A 26,753-nucleotide genomic window follows, 5' to 3' on the forward strand; every position below is an offset into this window, starting at 1 on the left:
TACTTTGCCGATGAAGTTAACTTCGTTGCCGATGTAAGTTGTCTATAACATATCCACCGGATTCTCATTCGCCGCCCTCCAACTTTGGAACGTGATCACTCCTACCGTCAGGATACTAATCCCTAGCAATGCGACAAAATAAATCAAATAACCGACAGGGGCTTTCTCCATAAAATTACTGGCCCATCTCTCCATAAAATAATAGGAAACCGGAATCGCGATAACAAAACTAATGAGCAAGACCTTTAAATAGACTTTATTCAAACGATATAGTATCTCGCTCACGGAAGATCCATACACCCGCCTTATACCAATTTCTCGCCGCTGATAGTGGACATCAAACAATACCAGACTTAAAATACCTGCCAATGCCATCCAGATAGATAAAACACTGGATAAAATAACCCGGTCGCCAAACTGGATTTCTTTTTCATACAGATGCCGGGAAAATGTATCGCAAAACTCAAAATCGGATAAACATGAAGGAGAAAGTTCGCTGAGCATGTCCCTAATATAAAGTAAAACATTTCCTTTATCAGCCCCCGGCATCAACTTAATATAAGCGTAAGGCATATAAAATTCCTCATTCGTCACAAAAGCGACAGGATAAGTAGCTAGCAGCTCCGATGCTTTATGTGTGGAAGCGATCACCACCTCATCCGTAAATCCTAATACCCGGGCATCATTCCCCCAAAAGGTTTTCATACGGTCACCCACATGAAGGTTTAATTGCCTTTTCGCTTTTTGGTCAAAAACCAAAAGCAACTCTTTATTCCTCCCATCTTCCATCCTTGAGGCACGTCCCTCGTTTGCGATGATATCCATAAGGGACAAAAAATTGGGTGATACATTCAAATAATAAAAATAAATAGTCTCTCCATTAAACTCTGCGGCCCCGCCACGATTCTCATTGGTCGCTCCTATCTTACTAGCGGCGAAAGCCACATCCTCAATTCCCGCATAACCACGCAAACGGTTGGTAAAATTCTCTTTATATTTCTCGGTTATCTCCTTATTCAATTCTACGACAACTACATTATCATTCCCGAAACCAAAGGAATGACTCCGCATTGTCTCTATCTGCTTATAAATAAACAGTGACAGGACGATCAATATAATTGAAACCGTATACTGAAAACCAACCAGACATTCCCGCATTCTTTTTCCCTTTGGAGACAAACCGAAAGAACCATTCAGCACGATTCGCTGAGGAATAGAAGTCGCATAAATAGCCGGATATGCACCGGCCAATAGTCCCGCACACAAAGCCATAAATAATCCACCCCAAAAAACTATTCCCTTCATATGAAAGCCTCCTCCAATGCAACCTTCATAAACCAATAACAGCAACAAGGATATAGCATAAGACAATAGCGCAAAAAGAAAAGACTCTAACCAAAGAAATCCACGCAACCGCCATACCGAGTCCCCTAGAATTTTGCGGATGTTAATACTTTTTATTCTTGCCGGAACCAATGCCATTGTAAAGTTTATAAAATTAATCACTGCTATCAATACCACTAGAAACGAGGCGCTAAACAACAAATCCGTTTGTCTTTTATTCCCTGATTTTATGTAAGTAACACTATTCATATCATTCATATAATAAATATCGCATAAATTTACCAAACGGGTCTGTACCTCTTGGAGCCTCTCGTATTGCTTGAAGGGAAATGCTTGGTTAAACTGGGAGCAAATGAGATCTTTTTGTGACGGATCATCTAAAAGGACATAACAAAGGAAAATCCAGTTATCCCAATCATCCATACAATAAGTCGACGATAAAGAAGTATAAATGGCATTATTCAATTGTGTGTTTTCCGGGAAATCTTTATAAACTCCTCCTACGACTAGTGATTTTCGTTCCTTGCTCCAAATCTCTTCTTCCGCAAGCAACTCCTTACCAATAGCCGATGACTCGCCAAATATCTTCCGGGCCATACTTTCCGGCAAAAGGCATTTCTCCGGATCATCTAAGCAATCCAGTGAACCTTCCACCAATTGGAAGTCAAATATAGAAACGATCCCCGGAGTACAGGTTATCACCGGTTCCTTATAACCTTTGAGAATCTCGTCCCTCCCGATCGTAAAATAAACTTCCCCTATGTAAGGATTTATGATCGTACTTACCAATATATGTGGAGAAGACAAGGCAAATGCTTGGGCGAAAGGCAGGATTTGCGTAGGCCATTGACTTTTACCCGTTACACAATCCAATCGATAAATAGCCTCGGCTTTCGAGTGTATTTTATCAAAAGTTCGTTCGGATTCCGTACGGATAGCTACGCTATTAAATAAAGTAAAGGCGATTACGAGGCCGCATATATTTAGTGTTGCCGCCATTTTATTTGCCTTCAACGTGATAATAAAATTTCGATATATAGAGTTCATGATACGCTTGTTTTTCGTATAAAATAAATTGACACAACTCTCCTCTATGCCCTTGAAGACAGGGCATAATCATGTCTAATTCAGCATACGACAAAGCACATAGCAAGAGTATCGCTCTTGCCAAAAGACGGATTTTAATCGAACATAACTTACCCTCCGTTCGTAAAACAACAAAGCTACCGACTGGGTAAACAAAACGAGGAAAAAATTCAATGAGGCAATAAGATACAAAAGTTTCTCCCCAAAAGCGGAGAAAGACGTCAAAGGAGTTATGATTTCTTGAAAAGAGATGAAAGCAGCCGGCTCTTTATTCGCTATTGAAAATAAAGATGTAGAAGCACACGCCCGTACCTCCTTTTGGGAGAAAGAATCGTTGGCGACCACAGTCAATGCGGCAAAAACGACCATGCACAAAAACATTGCCCTTAACCATTTCATAACAAGAACAAAATTGATCAAAGGCAAATGTATGGATTTTCACTCAATAAATCCAAACAATAAGCATGCAAATAACACGAATATGTAAATCATTGATTATCATCAGCCTTAAAAACATGATTATATTTCTGAAAAAACACGTACATGTTTTCCACAAAAGTCGTACATGTTTTTCGGAAAACACGTACACGTTTTTACCGGATCATACGACAGAAGACAAGAACAAATATAGAAATAGACAATAACCCTCCTCATCATGATGAGAATTTCCCTCATCAGTCCCGTGTAGGTTTGAGGCTATATCAAAACCCAAGCCCCAACTCAAAGGCGAACCGGAAACTATCCGTCGAGCCGAACCAAGAATATTTAGTGGTGAACTTATTCAAGAAAGTAAGCCAAATCCCGCCACCATAGGAAGTATGCCAACTATGGGAACGCTCACCGGGAAACCAGACCCTACCATAATCAAAGCCCGCGAATAGACCATATTTTAAGGGAGTGAACGGATTCTTTAGTTTTCCCATGTCCAAGCGTAAATCCGAGTATTGGTAAAAGGATTGCTTTCCGATAAAACGGTTATCACGGAATCCCCTTAAATCAATCGTGGCGGCTTGATAGAACTCATAGTCATTATCGAATAATACCGTTCCCTTTATCAAGGAGGCCCAAGTAAAACGATCCGAGAACCGTACGTTCCATGAAAGGCTTCCCTGCGCATAGGGGAAATTGCGTTCCGGCTTTTTCAAATTCATTTTCCATCCGGCCGTCCATTCGGTTTCCAATAGGGGAAGCCACGAATAAGGCTGTTTCGTTATCCGGTAAGTAGCACCAAGACCTACGAAATAATTCGTGCGGAAAATAGGATGATCTTCTCCATAAACCGTATAAATATATCGATCATCCGTACGTTTAGCCTTGTACATATCCAAAGAGCCAAAGAATGTCATCACCTCTTCTTTCCTCAAATCCATCTCGAAGGATGGATTAAACATATACGTCCGGAGCTTCACCCGGTTATAATTCTTTTTCTCCTCTTTATAGCCCACCGTATTATTTCCAAATCCGAAGAAGTTCTCGAAGTTACGGGGTGAAGAAATGGAGGCATTTAGGTATAAACGTCTCCGGCCATCATAATTAGGGAAGATACCTGCATACATGAACCCTTTCAAATAATTATACCCGATCCGATGCTGATAGGTGAATGGGGCTCGTTTAAAGCCATACATCGTATATGTAAAGAACGTACCCAAACTAATACCTTTATCCGAATCATATATTCCCCACGGGGTAAAAGATATCTTATGGTATTTTATCTTCTGGTAATCATATTTATAATCTTTATCATAGACATGTATTTTCCGGTTATGATTCAATTGGTATTGGTTCTCCCCCTCTCCGGAGATCAAGTATATCGGAAAATCTTTCCGTGTATTTCCCTTCACTTCAAACGTATCGTTTCCCGCAAGCCCATATAACCACAGTTCCTTGGTTTCCTTGCCGGAGAATTGTTGTTCCAACCTACAGTCTCCGGTCTCGGGATCATAAATCCGTAAAACAGTCCGGTCCGGCGCTTGCCGCTCGATCAAGAAATAATCGGATTGATTGGTTCCGGCAACCACTGGCGTACGTTGCAATAAGCGATAATATTGACTGGCAACCGCTTCCAACTCTAGCCTCCTTCGTTTCAACTTTCGTTTAATCAGTTCTATCTCATCATGTTTTACACCTTCCGGCAAATAAGTAAAAGCGCTATCGATCAAAGAGTCGGTCATCTGTCTCTGAATTTCTTGGGCTTGGCGTATCCAAACCGACTCATCACTGCGGCCTGCTACCGCCATATCCAGCGCAAAAGCTAGCTTATTGATTTTCTTTGTATCTTTTAAAATCAGGCTATCATAATTACAGATAAAATCCAACGATAACATCTTCAACATTTGCTTGAACAATACTCCGTCCACCTTCGTGAAAGCATGATTCCTATCGATCACGATCGGGGTATAAATTACGCTATCATTGACGGTATGTGACTGCCACTCCCAGTTTTCGTTCGTCTTATTCCAATCTCCGGTCCACATATCGAAAATACGTTCCCGAATGTATAGATTTTGATCCGCCATATAGTTTTTACTCACTTGAAGGCTGTCTAGAAAGTCTTCCGTGGTATACAAATTAGACCTTAAATTAATATCCGGAACATTGATTAGATTGACCAGCCTATCTTGTATATCGCTGCCGTCCGCAACTGTGTCTTTCCGTATGTGGGAAGGAATATAGTAAATACGGGAGGGAGAAAAACTCAATCCCGCGGACTTCGCTAAATAATCTGCGACCAAAAAGGTATAGGGATTGATAATCGTATAAGCATCTCCTAAGAACTCATCCAAATATGTATTCTTAAAATCAGTCTTATTATATATTTCCCGGAAAAACTTCGACTCCAAGAAACTTGTAGAGCCACCCAAGGGCTTTAGCAAATACAATTGCTTACGCTTATTCTCCAACAATAATCCGTGAAACCCTTCCGCTTGCCCGACGATATCCATCCCACCCCCCAACGTTTCTATCGTAGCCGAAGGAACCCTGATCGGGATCGTATAAAGGTGACGATAATGCCTCCCCCACATCCAATTATAGATCTTGCTTTTACCACTATCCGCTTGCGGATAAATGGACTTACGTACCCAATCTTGAGATTGGGAATAAAGCAAGCCGGGCATAAGCACAAAGAGTATGAGTATGATATATTTATAGGACGACCGCATGGACAATTTCTTTCTATCTCTGTTTTACTAATAACAGGGGTAAGACAAGAGTTGTTTTGTTTTTTTAGCCTAAGAGAAGAATCAAGGACTTGACGTATCAACAAGCGATAATTATATATTTTTGGTAGACAAATCTAAAATCATGCTATAAAACATTATTCAGAAAGGTTATAAATACAAAGAAGAAAGTTACTTTTACACGCAATTTCAATAATATTGATACGCATGAAGAACATAAATACACTGTCGGGCTTGTCTGTTGCTAACTTCAGCAAGCAAATTGACGGGAAAGAAACGGCGCTTTATACCCTGTGTAACAAGGTTGGAGCAGAGCTAGCGATCACGAATTATGGAGCGAAAATCGTCTCACTGATGGTTCCGGATAAGAACGGAAAAATGACCGATGTCGTTACTGGCCATAATTCGATTGAAGAGTACTTAACATCAGAAGAACCTTATTTCGGTGCCATTTGCGGTCGTTATGGAAATCGTATCGCCGCTGGAAAATTCACGATCGACGGTATTACTTATGACAAATTAGCCATAAATAACGGTCCTAATAGCTTGCATGGCGGAATCAAGGGATTCAATGCGGTCGTATGGGACGCCAAACAAATAGACGAGCAAACCATTGAGTTGAAATATACCTCCGCCGATGGCGAGGAAGGTTTCCCCGGAGAACTAAAGACAACCGTAACTTATCATCTGACAAATGAGAATGAGGTCGTTATCTCCTATCAAGCCTCTACGGACAAACCTACGGTCTTGAATCTAACCAATCATTCTTATTTTAACCTATCCGGTGCGGGAGACCCTTATATAGGAGACCATATTCTCACGATCAACGCCGACTATTATCTGCCTACAGACAATACGGCAATCCCGTACGGACCTAAAGAGAAGGTAGAAGGTACACCAATGGACTTCCGGACTCCTCATGAGGTAGGCGAACGAATCAATGACAATTTCGAACAGCTTATATTCGGTAAGGGATATGACCACACGTACATATTAAATAAAGAGGACAACGAACTTTCTTACTGCGCTCGCTGCTCCTCCCCCAAGACCGGTATCGTAATGGAAACTTATACGACTCAACCGGGCGTGCAATTATACACAGGTAACTGGATGACTGGGAATTTCGAAGGTAAGAACGGACAACGCTACCCGGAACGGGCCGCTTTATGTCTGGAAACCCAGCATTTCCCCGATAGCCCCAACAAACCGGAATATCCGACAACGGAACTCCGCCCGGGCGAGGTTTTCCAAAGTACTACTATTTATAAATTCAGTGTAGAATAAGAGAATAATTTAAGTAATCTAATAATCTAAAACAACAAAAAAGAAATGGAATCAACAGCAAAAAAGAATTACACATTGCCTATTATCATGATGGTGGCTCTCTTCTTCATGATATCTTTCGTGACGGGTCTACAGAACCCATTCGGTATCATCGTTAAGAACCAGTTCGCTGCCAGCAACTTCATGTCGCAGCTGGGTAACGCGGCTAACTTTATCGCCTATGCCTTCATGGGTATTCCGGCCGGTATGCTATTGCAGAAGATCGGTTACAAGAAAACCGCTTTGTTAGCGATCATCGTAGGTTTCTGTGGTGTAGGTATTTCTTATCTTTCCGGTGTGGCTGGTAGCTACGCTGTTTATTTGACAGGTGCTTTCGTGTCCGGTTTCTCTATGTGTATGTTGAATACCGTAGTAAACCCGATGTTGAACACGCTAGGTGGTGGTGGAAACAAAGGTAACCAATTAATTCAGGTTGCCGGCTCCGTAAACTCTATCGGTGCTACGATCGTTCCGGTATTGGTTGGTTATTTGATCGGTGACGCTGCTAAGGCTCAGATCAGTGACGCTAACCCGGCATTGTTCTTGGCTATGGGTATCTTTGCCATCGTATTTATCGTATTGTTCTGCATGCAAATTCCGGAACCGCATATGGTTAAGGAAAATGAAGCCAAGACTCCGGACAAGCACAGCGCGCTTTCTTTCCGTCACTTCATTTTAGGTGCCATCGCAATCTTCTTGTATGTGGGTGTCGAAGTAGGTATTCCTAACTTCATGAACTTGTTCGCTACTTCTCCTGAGATCGGTATCGATCCTACAGTAGCTGGTTCTATCGTGGGTACATATTGGTTCTTGATGATGATCGGACGTCTGTTCGGTGCCTCTTTCGGAGCTAAGATCTCTAGTAAGGCGATGTTGTCATCAGCCGCCACGGTAGGTATGATCTTTATCTTGATCGCTATCTTCGCCCCTGCTACGACAAAAGTTAGTATGCCTGTATTCTTGTCTGATATCTCTTTCGGTATGGTTGAGGTTCCGGTTGGAATCATGTTCATGGCTCTTTGTGGTTTATGTACTTCCATCATGTGGGGTGGTATCTTCAACTTGGCAGTAGAAGGTTTAGGTAAATATACGGCAGCCGCTTCCGGTATCTTCATGGTGATGGTTTGCGGTGGAGGTATTCTTCCGTTGATCCAAGGAGCTGTAGCCGACGCTGGCGGTTTCATTACTAGCTTCTGGGTGGTATTCCTAGGATTGGCATATTTGCTATATTACGCTTTGATCGGTAGCAAGAACGTAAACAAAGACATTCCTGTTGAATAATAAGGACAGGACATAATATGATAAAGAAGAAATTATCCGGCAGAGTTATCTGAATGGGTAATTTCTTCTTGTTTATTCAATTATTTACCTTAATCAAATTAAGTATCATGCAACAAAAAATCAGAACTAAATTTAAAGAGTTATTTAATACCGAAGGTAGCTTATACACATCCCCGGGACGTATTAACTTGATCGGTGAACACACTGATTATAATGGAGGTTTCGTTTTTCCGGGTGCTGTAGATAAAGGGATGATCGCCGAGATCAAACCGAATGGGACGGGCAAAGTCCGGGCGTTCTCCATCGACTTAAATGATTACGCTGAATTTGGCTTGACCGAGGAGGACGCTCCTTCCGCAAGCTGGGCAAGATATATCTTTGGCGTATGCCGGGAGATTATTAAACGAGGTGGTAATATCCAAGGTTTCGATACCGTATTCGCTGGAGACGTACCTCTGGGCGCTGGAATGTCTTCTTCCGCCGCATTGGAAAGTACTTATGCTTTCGCATTGAATGACTTATTCTCATTGAATATCGATAAATTCGAGTTGGCTAAGATCGGTCAAGCTACAGAACATAATTATTGTGGCGTGAATTGCGGTATCATGGACCAATTCGCTTCCGTATTCGGCAAGGCCGGAAGTTTGATCCGCTTGGATTGCCGTTCTTTGGAATATAAATATTATCCGTTTAATCCGGTTGGTTACAAACTCGTGTTATTGGATTCGGTCGTTAAGCATGAGTTGGCATCCTCAGCCTACAACAAACGCCGTAAATCCTGCGAGAACGTGGTAGCCGCCATTCGCCGCAACCATCCGGAAGTAGAGTTCTTACGTGACGCTACGATGGAGATGCTGAACGAGGTAAAAGCGGATGTCAGCGCAGAGGATTACATGCGTGCCGAATATGTTATCGAGGAAATCCAACGTGTACTCGACGTATGTGCCGCTTTGGAGAAAGGCGACTATGAGACTGTCGGCGAAAAGATGTACGGCACGCATCAAGGTATGAGCAAGCTTTATGAAGTTAGCTGCGAGGAACTGGATTTCTTGAACGATATCGCCAAGGAATGTGGTGTAACGGGTTCTCGTGTCATGGGTGGAGGATTCGGCGGTTGTACGATCAACTTGGTTAAGGATGAGTTGTACGACGATTTCGTGAAGAAAGCCTTCTCCACTTATAAAGAGAAGTTTGGCCGTGAACCTAAATTATATAATGTAGTAATCAGCGACGGAGCACGCAAGCTCTGTTAATCTTTAAAATCCATAAAACGATGTCAGCAGCTTTTTATCAAGACGAAGTAAAATTCTATGTTGCCGTAGATTGTATCATTCTAGGGTTTAACAATAAGGAGTTGAATGTTTTATTATACAAACGTTCGTTCGAGCCGATGAAAGGACAGTGGTCTCTTATGGGAGGCTTCGTGAAATCCGGGGAAAGCGTGGATGAAGCAGCATCACGGGTATTAACCGATTGCACGGGCATCGAGCATCTTTTTATGGAACAAATAGGGGCTTACGGAGATGTATCGCGTGACCTAGGGGAGCGGGTTATCTCCGTAGCTTACTATTCCTTGGTGAATATGAATGATTTTAGTCCCGAGATCTTGGAAAGCCATAACGCTACTTGGACCAAGATATCCGAGCTTCCCGACTTGATTTTCGACCATAACCAAATGATAAACGATACGTTGTCCGTCCTTAAAAAGAAAGCGGCAAGCCGCCCTATCGGTTTCAATTTGCTTCCCGAGCAATTTACCTTGCCCCAACTACAGACATTGTATGAGGCCATCTACCAAACCCTTTTAGACAAACGAAACTTCCGCAAAAAGCTAAACGCCATGGATATTCTGGAAAAACTGGATATCAAAGACAAGAAAAGTTCTAAACGAGGAGCTTTCCTCTACAAATTCAACGAGAAAAAATACAACAAATGGGTTGAACAGGGTTTTGACTTCTCGCTCTAATCCGAATGATGTATACCCGCAAGAATAAGGCGCTCAGCGGGCTATCTTAAATATCTCTCAATTTATCAAAAATATAAGAAGATAGGAACCTTTACCGAAAAGGAATTGTTTGATTGATATAACGGCTCTTACAAAGAGTTTGATTATCTTTGCAGTCAAATAAATAATTCATCTGATAAAATGAACGATATTCAAGTAATGAACAAAGCAGCTGATAACATCCGTATACTGGCTGCGTCAATGGTGGAGAAAGCGAACTCCGGGCACCCGGGTGGCGCTATGGGTGGTGCAGACTTTGTTAACGTACTGTTCTCAGAGTTCTTAATATACGATCCCAAGAATCCCAAATGGGAAGGACGCGATCGTTTCTTCCTTGACCCGGGGCATATGTCTCCGATGCTTTATTCCGTACTGGCTTTAAGCGGCAAATTCACATTGGATGAACTTCAACAGTTCCGCCAATGGGGAAGCGTTACTCCGGGACATCCTGAGGTAGACGTTATGCGTGGTATCGAAAACACGTCCGGCCCGCTGGGACAAGGACATACTTATGCGGTAGGTGCGGCTATCGCGGCTAAATTCTTGAAAGCACGTCTGGGTGAGGAAGTAATGAACCAGACTATTTACGCATATATTTCCGATGGAGGTATCCAAGAGGAAATCTCCCAAGGTGCCGGACGTATCGCCGGAACTTTAGGACTGGATAACTTGATCATGTTCTACGACGCTAACAACGTGCAGCTATCTACCAAGGTAGAAGACGTCGATGCGGAGAACGTAGCCATGAAATACGAGGCTTGGGGCTGGAAAGTCATTCAAATAAACGGTAACGACGTAAACGAGATCCGCAAGGCTTTAAAAGAGGCTAAGGCAGAGATCTCCAAACCGACTTTGATCATCGGTAACACCGTTATGGGGAAAGGTGCTGTCGGCGCTGATAACAGCTGTTACGAGAATAAGGTATCTACTCACGGACAACCTTTATCCGCGGCAGGAGCTTCCATCGCAGATACGATCAAGAACCTAGGAGGCGATCCGGAACATCCGTTCGCAATCCTTCCTGAGGTAGCCGAATTATATGCCAAACGTGCGAAAGAACTGGAAATAATCGTCGCCGAGCGTTACGCCGTGAAAGACGTCTGGGCGAAAGCTCACCCGGACTTAGCGGCTAAGATGGAGCAATGGTTCTCCGGTAAGGCTCCTAAAATCGACTGGGCCGCAATCGAGCAGAAAGCGAACCAAGCGACCCGTGCCGCTTCCGCTACCGTATTAGGTGTGCTTGCTACCCATGTAGAAAACATGATCGTAGCTTCCGCCGACCTTTCCAATTCCGATAAGACAGACGGCTTCTTGAAAAAGACCCATGCTTTCGTGAAAGGCGACTTTAGCGGAGCTTTTTTCCAAGCGGGTGTAGCCGAGCTTTCTATGGCTTGTATCTGTATCGGTATGTCTTTACATGGTGGCGTGATCGCCGCTTGCGGTACTTTCTTCGTATTCTCCGATTACATGAAGCCTGCGTTACGTATGGCCGCATTGATGGAGCAGCCCGTTAAGTTCATCTGGACACACGACGCTTTCCGTGTTGGAGAAGACGGACCTACGCACGAGCCGGTAGAGCAAGAAGCTCAAGTTCGTTTATTAGAGAAATTGAAGAATCATAAGGGACACAACTCCATGTTGGTACTTCGTCCGGCAGACGTTGTGGAGACAACAGTCGCATGGAAACTAGCGATGGAGAACGTTTACACTCCTACCGCATTGATTCTTTCCCGTCAGAATATCACAGATCTTCCCGCTAAGGAAAACCGCTACCAAGAGGCTTTGCAAGCAGAGAAGGGTGCCTATATCGTCAATGAAGACGCAAACGCGGATGTAATTCTTTTGGCTTCCGGTTCCGAGGTATCGACTTTGGTCGAGGGCGCCGCCCTGCTTCGTGCCGATGGCATAAAGGTTCGTATCGTTTCCGTACCTTCCGAAGGTCTATTCCGTTCACAAAGCAAAGAGTACCAAGAATCCATTCTTCCCGCAGGAAGCAAGATTTTCGGCTTAACCGCTGGTCTTCCGGTTAATCTGGAAGGGTTGGTAGGTCCTAACGGCAAGGTATGGGGACTTGAATCCTTCGGTTTCTCCGCCCCTTACAAAGTATTGGACGAGAAATTAGGTTTCACGGCTAAGAACGTTTATAACCAAGTAAAAGAATTATTAGCATAAAGATGGGTATAGTAGGTTTGTGTAGCGATCACGCTGGTTTTGAGTTAAAAGAATATATAAAGACAATCCTCGATGAAAGGGGATTGTCTTATAAAGATTTTGGAACTTATTCCTCTGACAGTTGCGATTATCCGGATTTCGCCCATCTGATGGGCAAGGCCGTAGAAGCTGGCGAGGTTTATCCGGGAATAGCTGTCTGCGGTACAGGGAATGGCATTAGTATGACCTTGAACAAACATCGGGGTGTCCGTGCCGCCTTATGCTGGCTAGAGGATATCGCGAAACTGGCACGTGAGCATAACGACGCGAACGTGTTATCAATGCCCGGTCGTTTTATCAGCAAGGAAGAGGCTAAGAAAATCGTTGACATATTCTTGGATACACCTTTTGAGGGTGGTCGCCACCAACGTCGTATAGACAAGATCCCTTTGTAAAGTCCGCGAAAAAGTCACTTTATAAAATAAAGAAGGCTCTCCCATGGTTCGCTTACCATTCGGAGAGCCTTTTCGTATCACCGTTTAAACGGCAACGTACATATAATAGATGACGGATGCCAAATTTGAAGACTTTCTACTATTAAACATTCGATCTCGCTTTTTGTTCTTTCCATTTAGTTAAAAATGTACGGGCTACCGTCGGGAATAACTCCAGCAACAGTATTTCTTTCTCATTCTCAGCCAATAACACATCCAAATCCTCCAATACAGGATTCTCTTGCATCACGTAATGGGAACCGTCGTAAGGCACCTCATTTTGTACGCCGGTGATTTTCAACCGGAACGCCGGATCTACCGGAATCGGCGTCTTGCCATACTCTCCTTTTACCAAGGCGATAAACTGGTTGGAAGGATTACTATACATCGGGCGGCCTTTCAGCTCATCCAGCGCACAGGAAACCGCTTGCGCCCCGATAATCTGGCTCGTAGGCGTCACCAACGGAGGCAAGCCGGCATCCATCCGTACTTGCGGAATGAGCGACATCGCCTTCTCCAACAAGTCGATCTGCCCCAATTGCTTCAACTGGGCAACCATATTTGTGTACATACCTCCCGGGATCTGCGCTTTTTTCACCAACTCGTTCGGCTCGGGGAAATCAAAATACTCCTCGATCGCACGGCAATAAAGCAGCAAATCGTCCTCCTTATCTTTCCGAGCGGCCTCGATGGCATCGTTGAAGAAGCGGTCGATCTCGGCGGGGAAACTATCCTCTACGGGATTAAAGGGTCTCGGGAATTTCTTAGCGGTATCGAATGCGGAAAGTTCCTTGCGGATCGTCAATAATTCCTTGTTGATCTTAGCGATCGCATCCATATCAAGATCCAGCTCGATACCCAATTTCTTGCAGAAGATATAGACCAGCTCCACGGCGGGAGCGGCTGGTCCTCCGGCGAAGTTCCATATATTCGTATCAACGATATCCACCCCATTGATAATGGCGGATACGACCGACGCCAATCCGTAACCGGGCGTACAATGCGTATGAAAATCCACCGGTACTTTCAAGCTCTTCTTGAACAATCGCACCAATTCCGCCGTACGAGCCGGAGGTATCAAACCACTCATATCCTTCAGGGTGATCATATCAGCGCCCAGCGACTCCAGCTGAAGGGCCTTGTTTAAGAAATACTCATTCGTAAAAACAGGCTTATGCAAGGGCCGTCCATGCAAGGCGGCTTTTATACGTTCTACCGGGGAATGGTGAGGATCTATCGTATAACAGATGGCACAGTCGGCCTTTCCCCCGAATTTCTTCACATAACGGATCGTGGATTTCACGTTATCCACGTCGTTCAAAGCATCGAAAATACGCATGATATCGATACCGGAACGAATCGAGTTCCGGCAAAAGCCTTCTATAATCTCGTCGGGATAAGGATTATAACCGAATAAATTACGCCCACGGGAAAGAGCGGATAGCTTTGAGGAATTACCTATTTCCGCTTTGATGATCTCTAAACGATCCCACGGATTCTCACCTAAATAACGCATCACGGAATCGGGAACCGCCCCACCCCATACTTCCATGGCGTAAAAGCCTGCGTCTTTGTAGTAAGGAAGTACACGGTCTATTTGCGCTTGAGACATTCTTGTAGCGAATGCCGATTGCTGACCATCGCGAAGAGTCAAATCACGAATCAATAATTTACGTATCATACCAAATTTGTTTAGATCGTTTTAGTCAATATTCTGATTATATAACAAGATCTAAACAAATTTGATAAAGATTACGGGGTTAATAATAACCAATTTTTCTAAAACCTCAGTCTTTTACTTCCACAACGATCATTACGGGAAAGTGGTCGGAAGGGGTACGGGCCTCATATTTACTCAATGACACCTCTTTCGGGAAATTACCGTTTTGCTCCTTCCGGGCGCTTTCTTTCGCCTCGGAGCGATAAGTATCCGTTAAGATTCCATACTTCTTCACCTCAAATTCTTTCGTAAGAAAAAGGTGGTCGATACGGCTATCGGTCTTGCGGTCCGGATGGAAACCGTTGAAGGTACCATTCGGGGCATAGCGGAAATCAGCGATCTCATAAGAGTCACGCATGATACCGGAACCATCTAACAACTGATAGGACTCACTTGTTTGGTCCACGTTGAAATCGCCGGTAAGGATAGCGGGAAGTTTCTTGGGGAACTCCTTGATCTTCTCCAAGATCAGCTTGGCGCTCTCGGCACGTGCCTGTACGCCTACATGGTCCATGTGAAGGTTGAAGAACAAGAAAGTGAAACCGGTTTGCTTATCCCGGAACTCACCCCACGTACAGATACGGGGAAGGACGGCATCCCAGCCCTTATTCGGACGGTCGGTGATCTCGGATAGCCAGAAATCGCCATGCTCCAAAACCTCGAACTTGTCCGTGCGGTAAAAGATAGCCGAATGCTCTCCCGCCCGCTTACCATCGTCACGTCCCACACCGATATAATCATATCCGGGCATGGCTTGCCTCAAGTCCTGCAATTGCGGATATTTGCCCTCTTGGGTACCAAAGATATCGAACCCGTGAAATTGTACGATCTGGGCGATGTAGGGATAGCGTTGTCCCCAACCGTTACCGTTCGTGGAATCGCCGCCGTTGGCGTTACGCAAATTATAGGTGGCAACCACCATTGTCTCCGCCTGTAAGGTTAATACGGCGCAAAAAAGAAAAATAAAAGAATAAATAACTTTCTTCATGATCTATGTTTTTAATTATCCTCGAAAGCTGATAATATCGGACGGGCGATCCACACCTGCGGCTGCGGTACGTCCAATAGGTAAGCCATCGTACCGGCGATATCATATACCATCGTGCTCTCCGGGATCTTGAAGCCTTTCTTTACGTTCTTTCCATAGAAAACGATCGGGGTTTGCATCTCGTTCATCGTCTTGCCACCGTGACCGGTCTCGATACCGCCGTGGTCGGCCGTCAGTATAACCACCGTATCATCCATGATACCCGCCTCACGAACGGCGTCCATCACTTGCGTCAAGCAACTGTCCAAATGATTCACCATGGCGAAATACTCCGGGGAACTCCATCCCTTGCCATGTCCGGTACCATCCGGCTGATCGTATATAATCGCGCAAAGGTTCGGCTTCTTCTCCTTGATATACTGAACGGCTACCGGGGTACATCCGTTCGGGTTCTCAGCCGACATCGGGGCATGCTTACGGAAGCTCATGGCCAAGGTATCCACCAGATAATTCATGCCTTCCCACTCATAGATATAGCCAATCTCAGCCTCGGGAGCCTTATCCCGGTACATGCCGAAGATATTCGGGAAACGGTTGTCGCTATTCACGACACGGGAAGGAAGCTCCGGCGTACGAGATCCCCACTCCGTATATCCGTGCAACTCCGGTCCTGCTCCCATAAACATGGAAGCCCAATTACAAGCACTCGACGAAGGCAGGATCGAACGATTCTCTAACGTGGAAGCACCTTCCGCCATCATCTTACGGAAAGTAGGCATATCCGCCCCATTATTCAAGCAATGGGCGCTCAAGCCGTCGAAACCAATCAAGATTACATGCTTTGGCAGATTCTTCTCTTTCAAAGGCACTTGCTGAGGTGCCGTATTACAGGCGCTCAGGCAGTATGCGATTACCGCACAACAAATAAATAAGATTTGCTTTTTCATCTTACCGTGTTTTTCTTTTATGATTAATATTGAAGTATCTTAGATTCCGTCAGACAAAGGTACAAAGTTTAAATAAAGTTCAAAAAGATCATTTATCTTTGTAGCTTAATCTAATCTTATTTTAATAAATACGTATGTACAAACATTTCCTGACAAGCGTATTGCTTGTATTTTTCATGCTATCCTGTAGCAAACTTTCCCCTTTTGAAGGAAAGATGCGAGAATGCGTACAAACCTCCCTAAGCTGGAGAAACGACACGACCGGTATCTGGGAAACAGCAGGCTGGTGGAACTCGGCGAACGTATTAACCGCCACCATTCGCTACGGTGCCGTAACCAAAGATCCGGCCATCCCTTCTGTCATAGAGGATGTATTCGAGAAAGCCCGTCATTACCAAGTAGGCGTAGACTCAACCGGTACTCCCCGTTATTGCGACAACTTCATCAACGATTATTACGATGACGAGGGTTGGTGGGCATTGGCATGGATCGAGGCCTCCAAACTGACCGGAGAGAAAAAGTACCTAGATATGGCCGAGATCATATTCGATGATATGACAACCGGCTGGAGCGACGCTTGCGGAGGCGGCATTTTCTGGAAGAAGAATCCACTGCATTACAAGAACTCGATTGCCAACAACTTATTCTCCCTTACGGCGATCCGTTTATATAAAGCGACCCAGAATCCGGCATACCTCGACTGGTTCAAGAAGAACGTAGATTGGTATATGCGAACCGGCATGATCAATACGAACATCTACCAAATCGAAGACGGTACCAAAGACGATTGTACCCCCAACCGAAATGCCCACTACACCTATAACCAAGGCGTAGCCATCGCTGTCTTAGCCGAGATGTATCTCCAAACCAACGATAAATCTTATTTGGAACTAGCGGAAAAGATCGCCGACGCTACCATCACCACACAATTGATAACTGACGAGGGTATTCTCCGTGAAATGAAGCCCGAGATCGATGATAGCAACGACGGTGTCCAATTTAAGGGTATCTTCATCCGTCATTTAGCCTTCCTGTATGAAGTGACAAAGAATCCGGCTTATAAAGATTTCATCTTGAAAAATGCGGAATCCATCATCACAAAAGATTATGATCCCACATCCAAAAGCTTCGGTTGTTATTGGTACGGCCCTTTCCACAAGGAAAACTCGGCAGCAAACGCTTGCGCTTTGGAATGCGTGATAGAGGCTTATGATTTAACGAAATAGGTATCCGGAAAGACGCAGCTTGTCGTTATTCACACAGCCAGCGGGCGATATTCCGCTCTGGCTCCCCCGGAGCTGGAACGGATGTAACATACGGCTCTGGCTCATTGACAAAAAAACGGGACGGCGGACATCTCCGCCGTCCCGCCCAAAAGAGACAGCCTTATCTCTGTTTGTATTCATGTCAAGGCTGGTTTTTTACTGATAACGGGGCCATATAAACCCTGTTTTTCATATCGTGCACAAACATAAGACTTCTTTTTCACAAAAGAACAAATTCCTTCTTCTTTCTAGAAATACATGCTTTATAACATACCGCACTCCCTCTCGGTTGCTAGCGTGGACTTCTATTACAAAGGATAGGCGACGCAGCACGCTACGTCTCCCTCCGTTTTCTTTTTACCAATAATAGGTATCCATAATCTCCTTCATTTTAGGGGTATTCGTGTCCTCATCCTTAACATCTTTCCGCAGCTTCAGCATCTCCTCCTTCATTTGCCGGATGATCTTGGCGTATTGGGGATCGTTATAAGCGTTGTGATTCTCACGAGGATCGGATTGAAGGTCGTAAAACTCCCATGCTGGTGTCGTGGTCTTATCCTCCGAACCAGTCATATTCAGACGGTCGTCATAGAAAAACATCAGTTTATACCGCTCATTACGGATACCCATATGGGCCGGACGGTTCGAATGTTGGGTCCAATAACGATAATACATCTCCTTACGCCAATCCTTTGGGGTATTTCCTTTCAGATTATCGCGAAAACTATGGCCCTGCGATTCTTTCGGGGTCTTCACGCCTGCGTAATCCGCCAGCAAAGAGGCAAAATCCACGTTCAAGATCATATCCTTATTGCGGGTCCCCGCCGGGATCTCTTTCGGGTAACGGATCACGAAAGGCATACGTAGAGACTCCTCATACATCATACGCTTATCGAAGAAACCATGCTCTCCTAAGAAATAACCTTGGTCGGATACGTACACCACGATCGTATTATCGGCGATTCCCATATCGTCCAGCGCTTTCAATAACTTCCCGATATTATCGTCGATCGTAGCCCCGCAACGCAGATAGTCGCGCACCAATTTCTGGTAAGCGGCGCTACGGGCGGCAGATCGATGCATGCCCTTCGTCGTAAAAGGCAACTCCGGATACCGGCACCACCATTTATCAGGGTCTTGCGACGCCACGTCCCAACGACGGGCCAACTCCTCCAAAGGCTGTCCGGAGAAGGTACGTCCATTCGTCTCCGGCCCCCAATCGAATAAGTTCTCCGGTTCCGGGAAAACAACCCCGTCATACAAATGCCTCATCCGTTCCGGGAAATCCCAAGGCTCGTGTGTAGCCTTGAAATGGCAACACATCATGAAAGGCCGGTCCTTATCGGCCTCTTTCATCCAGCGGATCGCCTTCTCCGTCACGATATCCGTAGAGAAACCGCGTACCCGCTCCCCGAAATTGCGTTCCCCCGGCCAAGGTTCCGTACAATTTATAAAAGTAGGGTCCCGGTACTCGCCTTGGTCATGAAACACGGAATAGAAGTCGAAACCTTGCGGTTGCGTTTTCAGATGCCATTTACCGACCAAAGCGGTCTGATAGCCTCCCGCTTGCATTTGCTTGGCGATATTATCTTGTTCTGGATCAAAAGAATCACTTAACGTGTAAACACCGTTCACATGGCTATAAGCCCCGGTCAAGATCGCCGCACGACTCGGGGAAGAGATCGAGTTCGTACAAAAACAATTATCCAATACGCAACCCTCCGCAGCCAAGCGGCGGATATTCTCGTTGCGGGCATACTCACCCAACACACCCCCGTAAATACCCCACGATTGGGAAGTATGGTCATCCGAGAGGATAAACAAGATGTTGGGGCGATTCTCTGCCGCCGATTTATCAGCGGCAAAGAGAAACTGCCCGTTCCCCGAAAGACAACAGGCAGTCATTCCAATACTAATGATCGATTGTTTCATAGGTCATGACGTTTTTTCCCTTGCACTAAACCCGGTTCCCTACGTTCCGTACCCTTCATACGAGTCAAGTCATCCCCTAACTCATGGCGTTTCTGGTCCGCGATCTTCATCAATTTAGCCGCCTCCTCCGGATATTGGGTAATCACGTTATAACGCTCTCCCGGATCACGACGCAAGTCGTACATCTCCGGCTTCATGATCTCCAGATTCGTCAACTTACCCGGCTGGCCGTCGTTTCCCGGCTCATAAGCCCCGTAAGTGACGTATTTATGAGGGAATACCAATTTAAACATTCCATCCGTAACAGCCTCCAAGTCATTCTTTCGATAGTAATAGACGAAAGACTCACGTGGGTTGGCGTCTTTTTTACCCTCGATCAACGGCAAGATACTTACTCCGTCAATCTTGCGAGGAGGAAGCGGAGCCTGCGTGATCTCGGCGAACGTAGGAAGAAGGTCGATATTAGAAGCTAACTTATTACAAGTCGTGCCCGGTAACGTCTTACCTTTCCAGTACATGATACAAGGAACCCGGTTACCTCCATCAAAGGTCGTAGCCTTTGCCTCACGTAACCCACCGGCTGAACCGGCATGATTCCCGTAATTGGTCCAAGGGCCATTATCGGAAGTCAAGATCACCAACGTATTATCTTCCAAGCCCAGCTCACGCAATGTCTTGAATATCTCACCTACACTCCAGTCGATCTCCATCATCACGTCGCCATATAAACCCTGCTCGCTCTTTCCCTTGAATTTATCGGAAACGGCCAACGGTACATGGGGCATATTATGGGCCAGATACAAGAAGAAAGGCTTATTCTTATTCTTCTTGATGAAATTAACAGAACGGGTGGTATAATCCGTAGTCAACCGTGTTTGGTCCGTATTATAACCGATAATCTCGTTTCCGTCATAAGTCGGCAAATCCGGGAAATTAAAGACCTCACCTTGTTGCGGGTGGAATGGCCACATATCGTTAGAATACGGCAAACCATAATACTCATCGAAGCCATTTTGCAAGGGAAGAAATTCCTTTTGGCTACCTAAATGCCATTTACCGAAGATAGCGGTACTATATCCTTTCTGTTTCAATACCTCTGCGATCGTCATCTCATCCGGATGGATTCCGTAGTTCGAATCCGGTCCCGGAGCGCCAGCGAAACCGATACGATTCGGATAGCAGCCGGTCAACAAACCGGCACGAGACGCTCCACTAATCGGCTGTCCCGCCAAGAAGTGTGTAAAACGAACGCCTTCCGCCGCCATTTTGTCGATATTCGGAGTGGTATATCCGTAAGCCCCATTAAAAGAAAAATCCCCGTAACCTACATCATCCAAATTGATCAGGACGATATTCGTGTAATCAGCCGCCATCCCCGCAACGGAAAAGGCAGAGGCGACCGTCAAAAGAAGAAATTTGTTATTCATGATATAATTATTTAATATAAAATAAGCACATTATTCGTAAAACAAAGATAAGCTGATTATTCGAATCGGCAATCATCCTCCTTCTTTGTTCTCTCACTAATAAATACACCCGAGCCCCCATTCTCCCCTATCAAGAGAAAAAAAAACTCAAAAAATCAAGACTACCGACCAAGCCGGAGAATATATACTGACTTGCCCAAAGGATATATACTGACTCAGCTCAGCCAGTATATATCTTCGAAAAAAAGAGGGAAAAGCGACATTACCTCCTAATACTGTTTGATCTCAAAACGAGTCTATGGGACAACGGTTGTCAATATTCCTTCCCCCCAAACCGGATAACGATCCAAAACCTGTCTCAACTTAAGACGCAAGTCCTCTTCCTTGGCAGAAGCTACGCCTTTTAGCAAATCCTTTTTCTCCAAGGGATCTTTCCTTGTATTATAGAAACGGCCGTCAAGATACAATTTATAATCCGCAGTCTGAACGAAACGCACATAATCCGGTTTATGCTGATCTTGATAATGGCAAAGGCTCCACTCTCGAATCTTGCCCTTCTTACCTACAAGTTGCGGATAAAAACTAATGCCGTCCAAGTCCTTGTCCTTATTGCGATCACCTTCCATGATATCCCGCAATGTCACATAGAAATCGGAGAAATCAACCAAGTTCTCATTCACAGCTCCCTTCTTCATCATCTTAGGCCAACCTACGATCATGGGGACATGAGTTCCATATCTTTTCGTTCCCTTTTTACCACCTTGAATCACAGAACCATCTTTCATCGGAGTATATATATTCACATTGGTTCCATTATCCCCAATGAAAATCACCACGGTATTCTCATAAACCCCTTCTTTTTTCAACACGTCTAACAATTTCCCAACCAATTTATCAGTATAACTGACCATATCTGACATCAACTTATTGTCGTGTTTCTCTCTTAAAGAAACATCGCTCCATTCTTCACTATCGGGGGTCGGATAAAATGGATCATGTGTCAATACCATTGGATAATAAGCAAAAAAAGGCTTGCCTTTGTTCTTTCGAATAAAGCTTGCAATATAATCCGAGAAAATATCAGGGCCATATATATCTATACTTCTTGGCATGAGATCACCATCTTGCTCATAAAGCACATTAGCATAACGTTCACCATCACTTCGTTGTTTAGATAATTGCCACAAACAGTATGAATCAAAACCAAATAATTTTGGTAATCGTTCGTCATAGCCCAACTGCCATTTTCCAGCGATACAGGTTGCATAACCAGCTTCTTTTGCCATATGAGCAAATGTTCTTTCCTTGGGATTCAAATATGCAAAATGAGAATAATTCCTAAAATTATATTTTCCTGTCATTAATTGAACTCTTGACGGTGTACTTAATGGCTGGGAATGACAATTTTTAAACAACATGGCAGAATCTGCCATGTTATCCAAAATAGGTGTATGATAAGTACTACCATTAACGCCCAAACATTCATATCCCATATCGTCAGCCATTATCAATAACACATTAGGCTTTTCTTGAGCAAACAAGGACAAAGCCGGGAATAAACCGATCAACATTAAATCTCTTTTTTCCATAACAAAACAAATATAATGAAAACAACTATTCTACCAACCTAGATTTTGTCATCCAAAGATTCCACATGACAGAGTTAATCACAACTTAGTCCAGGAAGCCAGATCGTATCTTGGTACAGTTGCTATTAATATCACAATTCCCTAATTTTTATATTCTTAAACCAAACGATATGGCCATGATCCTGTAAGCCAATAAAACCTTCTCTTGAAATTCCTTCAATAAATCCGGGAAATTTCTTAAACTTACTGTTATTCACCATTTCATCCCACTCTTTTGTCCATAGCGTATATTCACATACCTTCACTCCATTTTGCGTATGCGTAACCTTACCATCTTTTACTCGTATCACGATTGTATTCCATTCCCCTACTGCTTTAACAGTATTAGGATCTGCAGGTAGCATATCATATAATGACCCAGCCAAATGGCTGTCAATTTTATTGTCTTTAGCATCTACATTATCCAAAATCTGCACCTCAGGTGCCGCATAATAGATAGGCTTTCCTGGAACTTCTCGCACATAATAAAATATACCAGAATTCGCCATACAACTCACTTTCCAATCTATCGATAATTCAAAGTCTTTAAATTTTTTATCTTTGAAGATAATATCCCCTTTAGAACCTTGACCTACTTTCTTCCCTTCACCTGTAAGAACTTTCATTGCCCCATCTTCTATAATCCAATTAGAAGGCATAGATTCTCCATTGCATTGTCTCCAACCTGCAAAATCCTTTCCATTAAATAGCAATACCCAACCTTCAGATTTTTCTTTAGATGTCAATTTATTATCTGAGCTACATGATATAAAAAACAAGCTAAAACATAGCCACAAAAAGAAATATTTCATACTATAAAATACTTAAGTTTAAAAATTAATTATATAAGACACAGATAAATAACAATCAAAATTTTATTATCTATCTGTGTCTGAAAACAAAAATTATGGCATTGATGGCAAACTCCAGCCGGAACGATAATTATGCTTTATCAATTCTTCCGCAAAAGCCTTTGCGTTTAACGGATCTGTCATCGTTTTCTTAAATGTAGGATGGCCTTCATTTATTGTAAAGCCATCACGGATAACTATTTTCAAAGTTTCATTATCCCCAATATTTGTAAATCGCATACTCGGACCATCCCAATAAAGTTCTTTATGTAATCCTTGTAAACGAACAGCCAAAACCCCCATTACAACCATTTCATTAAACGGACCAGCTTCCGAAAAATCAGATTTTGATTTAATTCTTGAGGCAGGAGTCTCCTTACAAGCGCGAATCCAATCCTGAACATGATTCGTATTAAAATCTTCCATATCATAAGTTACCCTACGTTCAGTTTTAGGAACATTTGGGATGCGACCAGACAACAACCAAGGCTCCAAACCATAACATCCACAAATTAAAATATCTTTAGTTCCATGGAATATAACCAAACCTCCCTTGGCTCCCATCAGCTCCTTTCCCTGCGGAAAACCTTCCGGACGTTTAGGTATCATACCTCCATCATACCAGTGTACTTCAACCTGAGGCAAAGCTAATTTAGATAAATTTTCCCTAGCGGGGAATGTCAAACATACATGTTGAGCTTGTGGAGCAGAGTCTCTCAGTAATAATGTAGAAGCTCCTTCTGCTTTTATAGGATAACCCAATTTTAAAGCCTTAAATACCGGATGCATTATATGACAAGCCATATCTCCCAATGCACCTGTTCCATAATCCCACCAACCTCGCCAGTTCCAAGGATGATATATCTGATTAAACGGTTTCAACTTGGCCGGTCCTGTAAATAAATCCCAGTTCAAGGTTTCTGGTATACGATCCGCTTTTTCCGGTGTCATTAAACCTTGAGGCCAAATAGGGCGATTGGTTGCACATTCCACTTTTGTGACTTCCCCGATTTCTCCATTTTGAATCCATTCAGTTATTAAATTAACCCCTTCATCCGACGCACCTTGATTTCCCATTTGAGTTGCCACTTGATACTTAGCTGCCAATTTTGTCAACAAACGAGACTCATAAACCGTGTGAGTCAAAGGTTTTTGAGTATACACATGCTTACCCATAGTAATAGCATCAGCTGTAATCATTGCATGAGTATGGTCTGCCGTAGCTATTGTAACCGCATCTATACTTTTCCCTAACTCATCATACATTTTTCTATAATCCCAATAACGTTTGGCATTAGGATACTTTTCAAATGTTTTCTTTGCATATTTCCAGTCGACATCGCAAAGAGCAACAATATTCTCTGTCTCACAACCTCTTAAATCGGCCTTTCCTTTACCACCAATACCAACTGCTGCTATATTCAACTTATCAGTTGGAGCTGTATGACCATGACTTTTTCCCAATATGGTATTGGGTGCGATCAAAAAAGATGAAGAAGCTAATACCGATGACTTTATAAAATCACGTCTTTCCATAAAATATAAGTTTTTTAATTAATACAATTAATATCCTGGATTTTGCTCCAATGATGGATTTCTCTGAATCTCATAAAAAGGAATCGGAAATAATAAATTGTGCTCTTTATAAGTAGCACCCATAGGACTTTCTGCTCCTACAAAATCCACGAAATTCACTTCTCCCTTACTATTTCCTAGTGTTGGATACTTGCGAGTTCTTTGTATATCATTCCAGATTTTATATTCAAAAAGAAATTCTCTTATTCTTTCAGCCCATATTTCTTCAACAAATTGCTCACAAGACAAAGAACTCAACTCTCTTTTTAGTTCATCAACTGTTTTTTTCACATAGGCCCTAGAGCGAACTTGTGATAAATAATCTACGGCTTCAGATGTAACACCTTCACTTCTAGCAATAGCTTCCGCTGCAATAAGCAATGTCTCCGAATAACGATATATTGGCTCATCCTTTTGTCCAATGCCAGTTACTAACGCCCCTTCCTCATCAAAATACCAATATGGAGCTGGATTAAATTCCCGTGTAATATGTTCTCCATTCTTTTCATACGAATAAGATGAATATATATATTGATATTCCTGCACTCTTAAATCATTCTCTTTATCAAAGAATCGCAACAATTCAGGAGTTGGCTCATAAGGAATATTCGTATTTCCATACTTAAAGATCCCCCAACTTGCGCTAACAGAAGGTATGGCATATTTTCCTCTATCTCCATTGCTAAAAGTCTCATTATTATACTCAAAAGTATAAATATACTCATCTGTATTATCCAACTTCCTTATTTTATTATAAGCACTTGCTTCTTCAAAGTTATCATGAGATAACAAAGAGTGTTGCGCATCTTTTATAATTTTACGAGAATATTTTGCCGCATCTTCATAATGATCCTCCAACAATGGATATCCACTCATATTTAAATAAACATCAGCCAATAACATATCCACTGCACCTTGAGTAATACGAAAACCACTTTTGGTAAATGCTTTATTTGGCAATCCAACCTTTGTAGCAAATAAAAGATCCTCTTCTATCAAAGTGTAAATTTCTTTTACTGTAGCACGAGGTACATATATATTATCTAATCCATCATATGCTTCAGTAATCAAAGGTACACCTCCAAAGTTTCGAACTAGATAAAAATAATTAAATGCTCTAAAAAACAGGGCTTCTGCTTTCAGTTTATCTTTCTCTTCTTCTGATAAACCTGATACGTTCTCTATATTTGACACCGCAAAATTAACATTTGATATTTCTTTATAACATTTAAACCATACATTTTCCAATTTTGCAGATATATTCTCAGAAGTATATATCAATGTTTGCAAATATTGTATAAAAGCGTATTGTCCCTTATATGTATTGTCATACAATCCAGACAAATACCCTCCATACATTATAGGAGCACCTTCATACACACCTCCCTGATACAAAGTTGATGCCCCTTCTCTATACAAAGCATTAACTGCATATTTAATTTGATTAGGATCATCAAAAAATTGATCTTTACTTAAATCAGACTTGGGTAATTGTGTCAAATAGTCACTACAACTAACCAAAAGAAATGACATCAAAAATATAATATACTTATTCAT

20 protein-coding genes are annotated in these 26,753 nt (G+C 43.2%); 8 read left to right on the forward strand and 12 right to left on the reverse strand.

Annotated elements, in window-relative coordinates; translation table 11 throughout:
• Window positions 1-42: 42 nt before the first annotated feature.
• The gene (locus tag DWX33_RS10200) at window positions 43-2,391 is read right to left on the reverse strand and encodes an ABC transporter permease (protein WP_122380330.1); all 2,349 of its coding nucleotides are present in this window, start codon (window positions 2,389-2,391) and stop codon (window positions 43-45) included.
• 289 nt (window positions 2,392-2,680) lie between these two features.
• Between DWX33_RS10200 and DWX33_RS22375 the strand changes: the two genes are divergently transcribed.
• Complete coding sequence (locus tag DWX33_RS22375) at window positions 2,681-2,917, forward strand: hypothetical protein (protein ID WP_158595298.1); 237 nt, start codon at window positions 2,681-2,683, stop codon at window positions 2,915-2,917.
• Between the two features lie 214 nt (window positions 2,918-3,131).
• On the opposite strand, the gene DWX33_RS10215 is transcribed toward DWX33_RS22375, so the two are convergent.
• Window positions 3,132-5,591, reverse strand: a complete 2,460-nt coding sequence (locus tag DWX33_RS10215) for a hypothetical protein (protein WP_122380333.1) — start codon at window positions 5,589-5,591, stop codon at window positions 3,132-3,134.
• 225 nt (window positions 5,592-5,816) lie between these two features.
• Between DWX33_RS10215 and DWX33_RS10220 the strand changes: the two genes are divergently transcribed.
• The 6 genes from DWX33_RS10220 to rpiB all read left to right on the forward strand — a co-directional run bounded on the left by DWX33_RS10220 (window position 5,817) and on the right by rpiB (window position 12,824).
• Window positions 5,817-6,893: an aldose epimerase family protein gene (locus DWX33_RS10220; protein ID WP_005866355.1), complete on the forward strand. Its 1,077-nt coding sequence runs from the start codon at window positions 5,817-5,819 to the stop codon at window positions 6,891-6,893.
• A gap of 45 nt (window positions 6,894-6,938) precedes the next feature.
• The gene (locus tag DWX33_RS10225; protein WP_005866353.1) at window positions 6,939-8,213 is read left to right on the forward strand and encodes an MFS transporter; all 1,275 of its coding nucleotides are present in this window, start codon (window positions 6,939-6,941) and stop codon (window positions 8,211-8,213) included.
• Between the two features lie 107 nt (window positions 8,214-8,320).
• Window positions 8,321-9,466 (forward strand): galactokinase, encoded by a 1,146-nt coding sequence (gene galK, locus DWX33_RS10230; protein WP_122380353.1) that lies wholly within the window; start codon window positions 8,321-8,323, stop codon window positions 9,464-9,466.
• Between the two features lie 20 nt (window positions 9,467-9,486).
• Window positions 9,487-10,179 (forward strand): NUDIX domain-containing protein, encoded by a 693-nt coding sequence (locus DWX33_RS10235; protein ID WP_008779607.1) that lies wholly within the window; start codon window positions 9,487-9,489, stop codon window positions 10,177-10,179.
• Window positions 10,180-10,359: 180 nt separating this feature from the next.
• A complete protein-coding gene (locus tag DWX33_RS10240; protein ID WP_122380334.1) occupies window positions 10,360-12,390 on the forward strand; it encodes a transketolase in 2,031 nt (676 codons plus the stop codon).
• Window positions 12,391-12,392: 2 nt separating this feature from the next.
• The gene (rpiB, locus tag DWX33_RS10245; protein WP_122246870.1) at window positions 12,393-12,824 is read left to right on the forward strand and encodes a ribose 5-phosphate isomerase B; all 432 of its coding nucleotides are present in this window, start codon (window positions 12,393-12,395) and stop codon (window positions 12,822-12,824) included.
• Between the two features lie 142 nt (window positions 12,825-12,966).
• Here the strand turns inward: rpiB and DWX33_RS10250 are convergent, their stop codons facing one another.
• From DWX33_RS10250 to DWX33_RS10260, 3 genes are all read right to left on the reverse strand, one after another.
• A complete protein-coding gene (locus DWX33_RS10250) occupies window positions 12,967-14,544 on the reverse strand; it encodes a carboxylase (RefSeq protein ID WP_121772496.1) in 1,578 nt (525 codons plus the stop codon).
• 106 nt (window positions 14,545-14,650) lie between these two features.
• Entirely contained in the window at window positions 14,651-15,571 is a 921-nt protein-coding gene (locus DWX33_RS10255) for an endonuclease/exonuclease/phosphatase family protein (RefSeq protein WP_005858105.1), read from the reverse strand.
• Between the two features lie 11 nt (window positions 15,572-15,582).
• The gene (locus DWX33_RS10260; protein ID WP_005858107.1) at window positions 15,583-16,518 is read right to left on the reverse strand and encodes an alkaline phosphatase; all 936 of its coding nucleotides are present in this window, start codon (window positions 16,516-16,518) and stop codon (window positions 15,583-15,585) included.
• Window positions 16,519-16,652: 134 nt separating this feature from the next.
• Here DWX33_RS10260 and DWX33_RS10265 point away from each other — a divergent pair, with 134 nt between their 5' ends.
• Window positions 16,653-17,744 (forward strand): glycoside hydrolase family 76 protein, encoded by a 1,092-nt coding sequence (locus tag DWX33_RS10265; RefSeq protein WP_008779603.1) that lies wholly within the window; start codon window positions 16,653-16,655, stop codon window positions 17,742-17,744.
• On the opposite strand, the gene DWX33_RS10270 is transcribed toward DWX33_RS10265, so the two are convergent.
• From DWX33_RS10270 to DWX33_RS10300, 7 genes are all read right to left on the reverse strand, one after another.
• Window positions 17,733-17,924 (reverse strand): hypothetical protein, encoded by a 192-nt coding sequence (locus tag DWX33_RS10270; RefSeq protein WP_005858110.1) that lies wholly within the window; start codon window positions 17,922-17,924, stop codon window positions 17,733-17,735. The genes DWX33_RS10265 and DWX33_RS10270 overlap by 12 nt on opposite strands.
• A 216-nt stretch (window positions 17,925-18,140) precedes the next feature.
• On the reverse strand, window positions 18,141-19,715 hold the full coding sequence (locus DWX33_RS10275; protein WP_122380335.1) for a sulfatase: 1,575 nt from the start codon (window positions 19,713-19,715) through the stop codon (window positions 18,141-18,143).
• Window positions 19,712-21,142 carry a sulfatase gene (locus DWX33_RS10280; RefSeq protein ID WP_122380336.1) on the reverse strand — a complete coding sequence of 477 codons (1,431 nt, stop codon included), beginning with the start codon at window positions 21,140-21,142 and terminating at the stop codon, window positions 19,712-19,714. Before DWX33_RS10280 ends, DWX33_RS10275 begins: the two co-directional genes overlap by 4 nt.
• A gap of 296 nt (window positions 21,143-21,438) precedes the next feature.
• Window positions 21,439-22,731: a sulfatase-like hydrolase/transferase gene (locus tag DWX33_RS10285; RefSeq protein WP_122380337.1), complete on the reverse strand. Its 1,293-nt coding sequence runs from the start codon at window positions 22,729-22,731 to the stop codon at window positions 21,439-21,441.
• 131 nt (window positions 22,732-22,862) lie between these two features.
• Window positions 22,863-23,582, reverse strand: coding sequence for a DUF1080 domain-containing protein (locus DWX33_RS10290; RefSeq protein WP_122380338.1), 720 nt, complete (start codon window positions 23,580-23,582; stop codon window positions 22,863-22,865).
• Between the two features lie 93 nt (window positions 23,583-23,675).
• Window positions 23,676-25,157 (reverse strand): Gfo/Idh/MocA family protein, encoded by a 1,482-nt coding sequence (locus DWX33_RS10295; protein ID WP_122380339.1) that lies wholly within the window; start codon window positions 25,155-25,157, stop codon window positions 23,676-23,678.
• Between the two features lie 27 nt (window positions 25,158-25,184).
• Complete coding sequence (locus DWX33_RS10300) at window positions 25,185-26,753, reverse strand: RagB/SusD family nutrient uptake outer membrane protein (protein WP_122380340.1); 1,569 nt, start codon at window positions 26,751-26,753, stop codon at window positions 25,185-25,187.

The organism is Parabacteroides sp. AF19-14, assembly GCF_003635485.1.
Taxonomy (GTDB): Bacteria; Bacteroidota; Bacteroidia; order Bacteroidales; family Tannerellaceae; genus Parabacteroides; species Parabacteroides distasonis.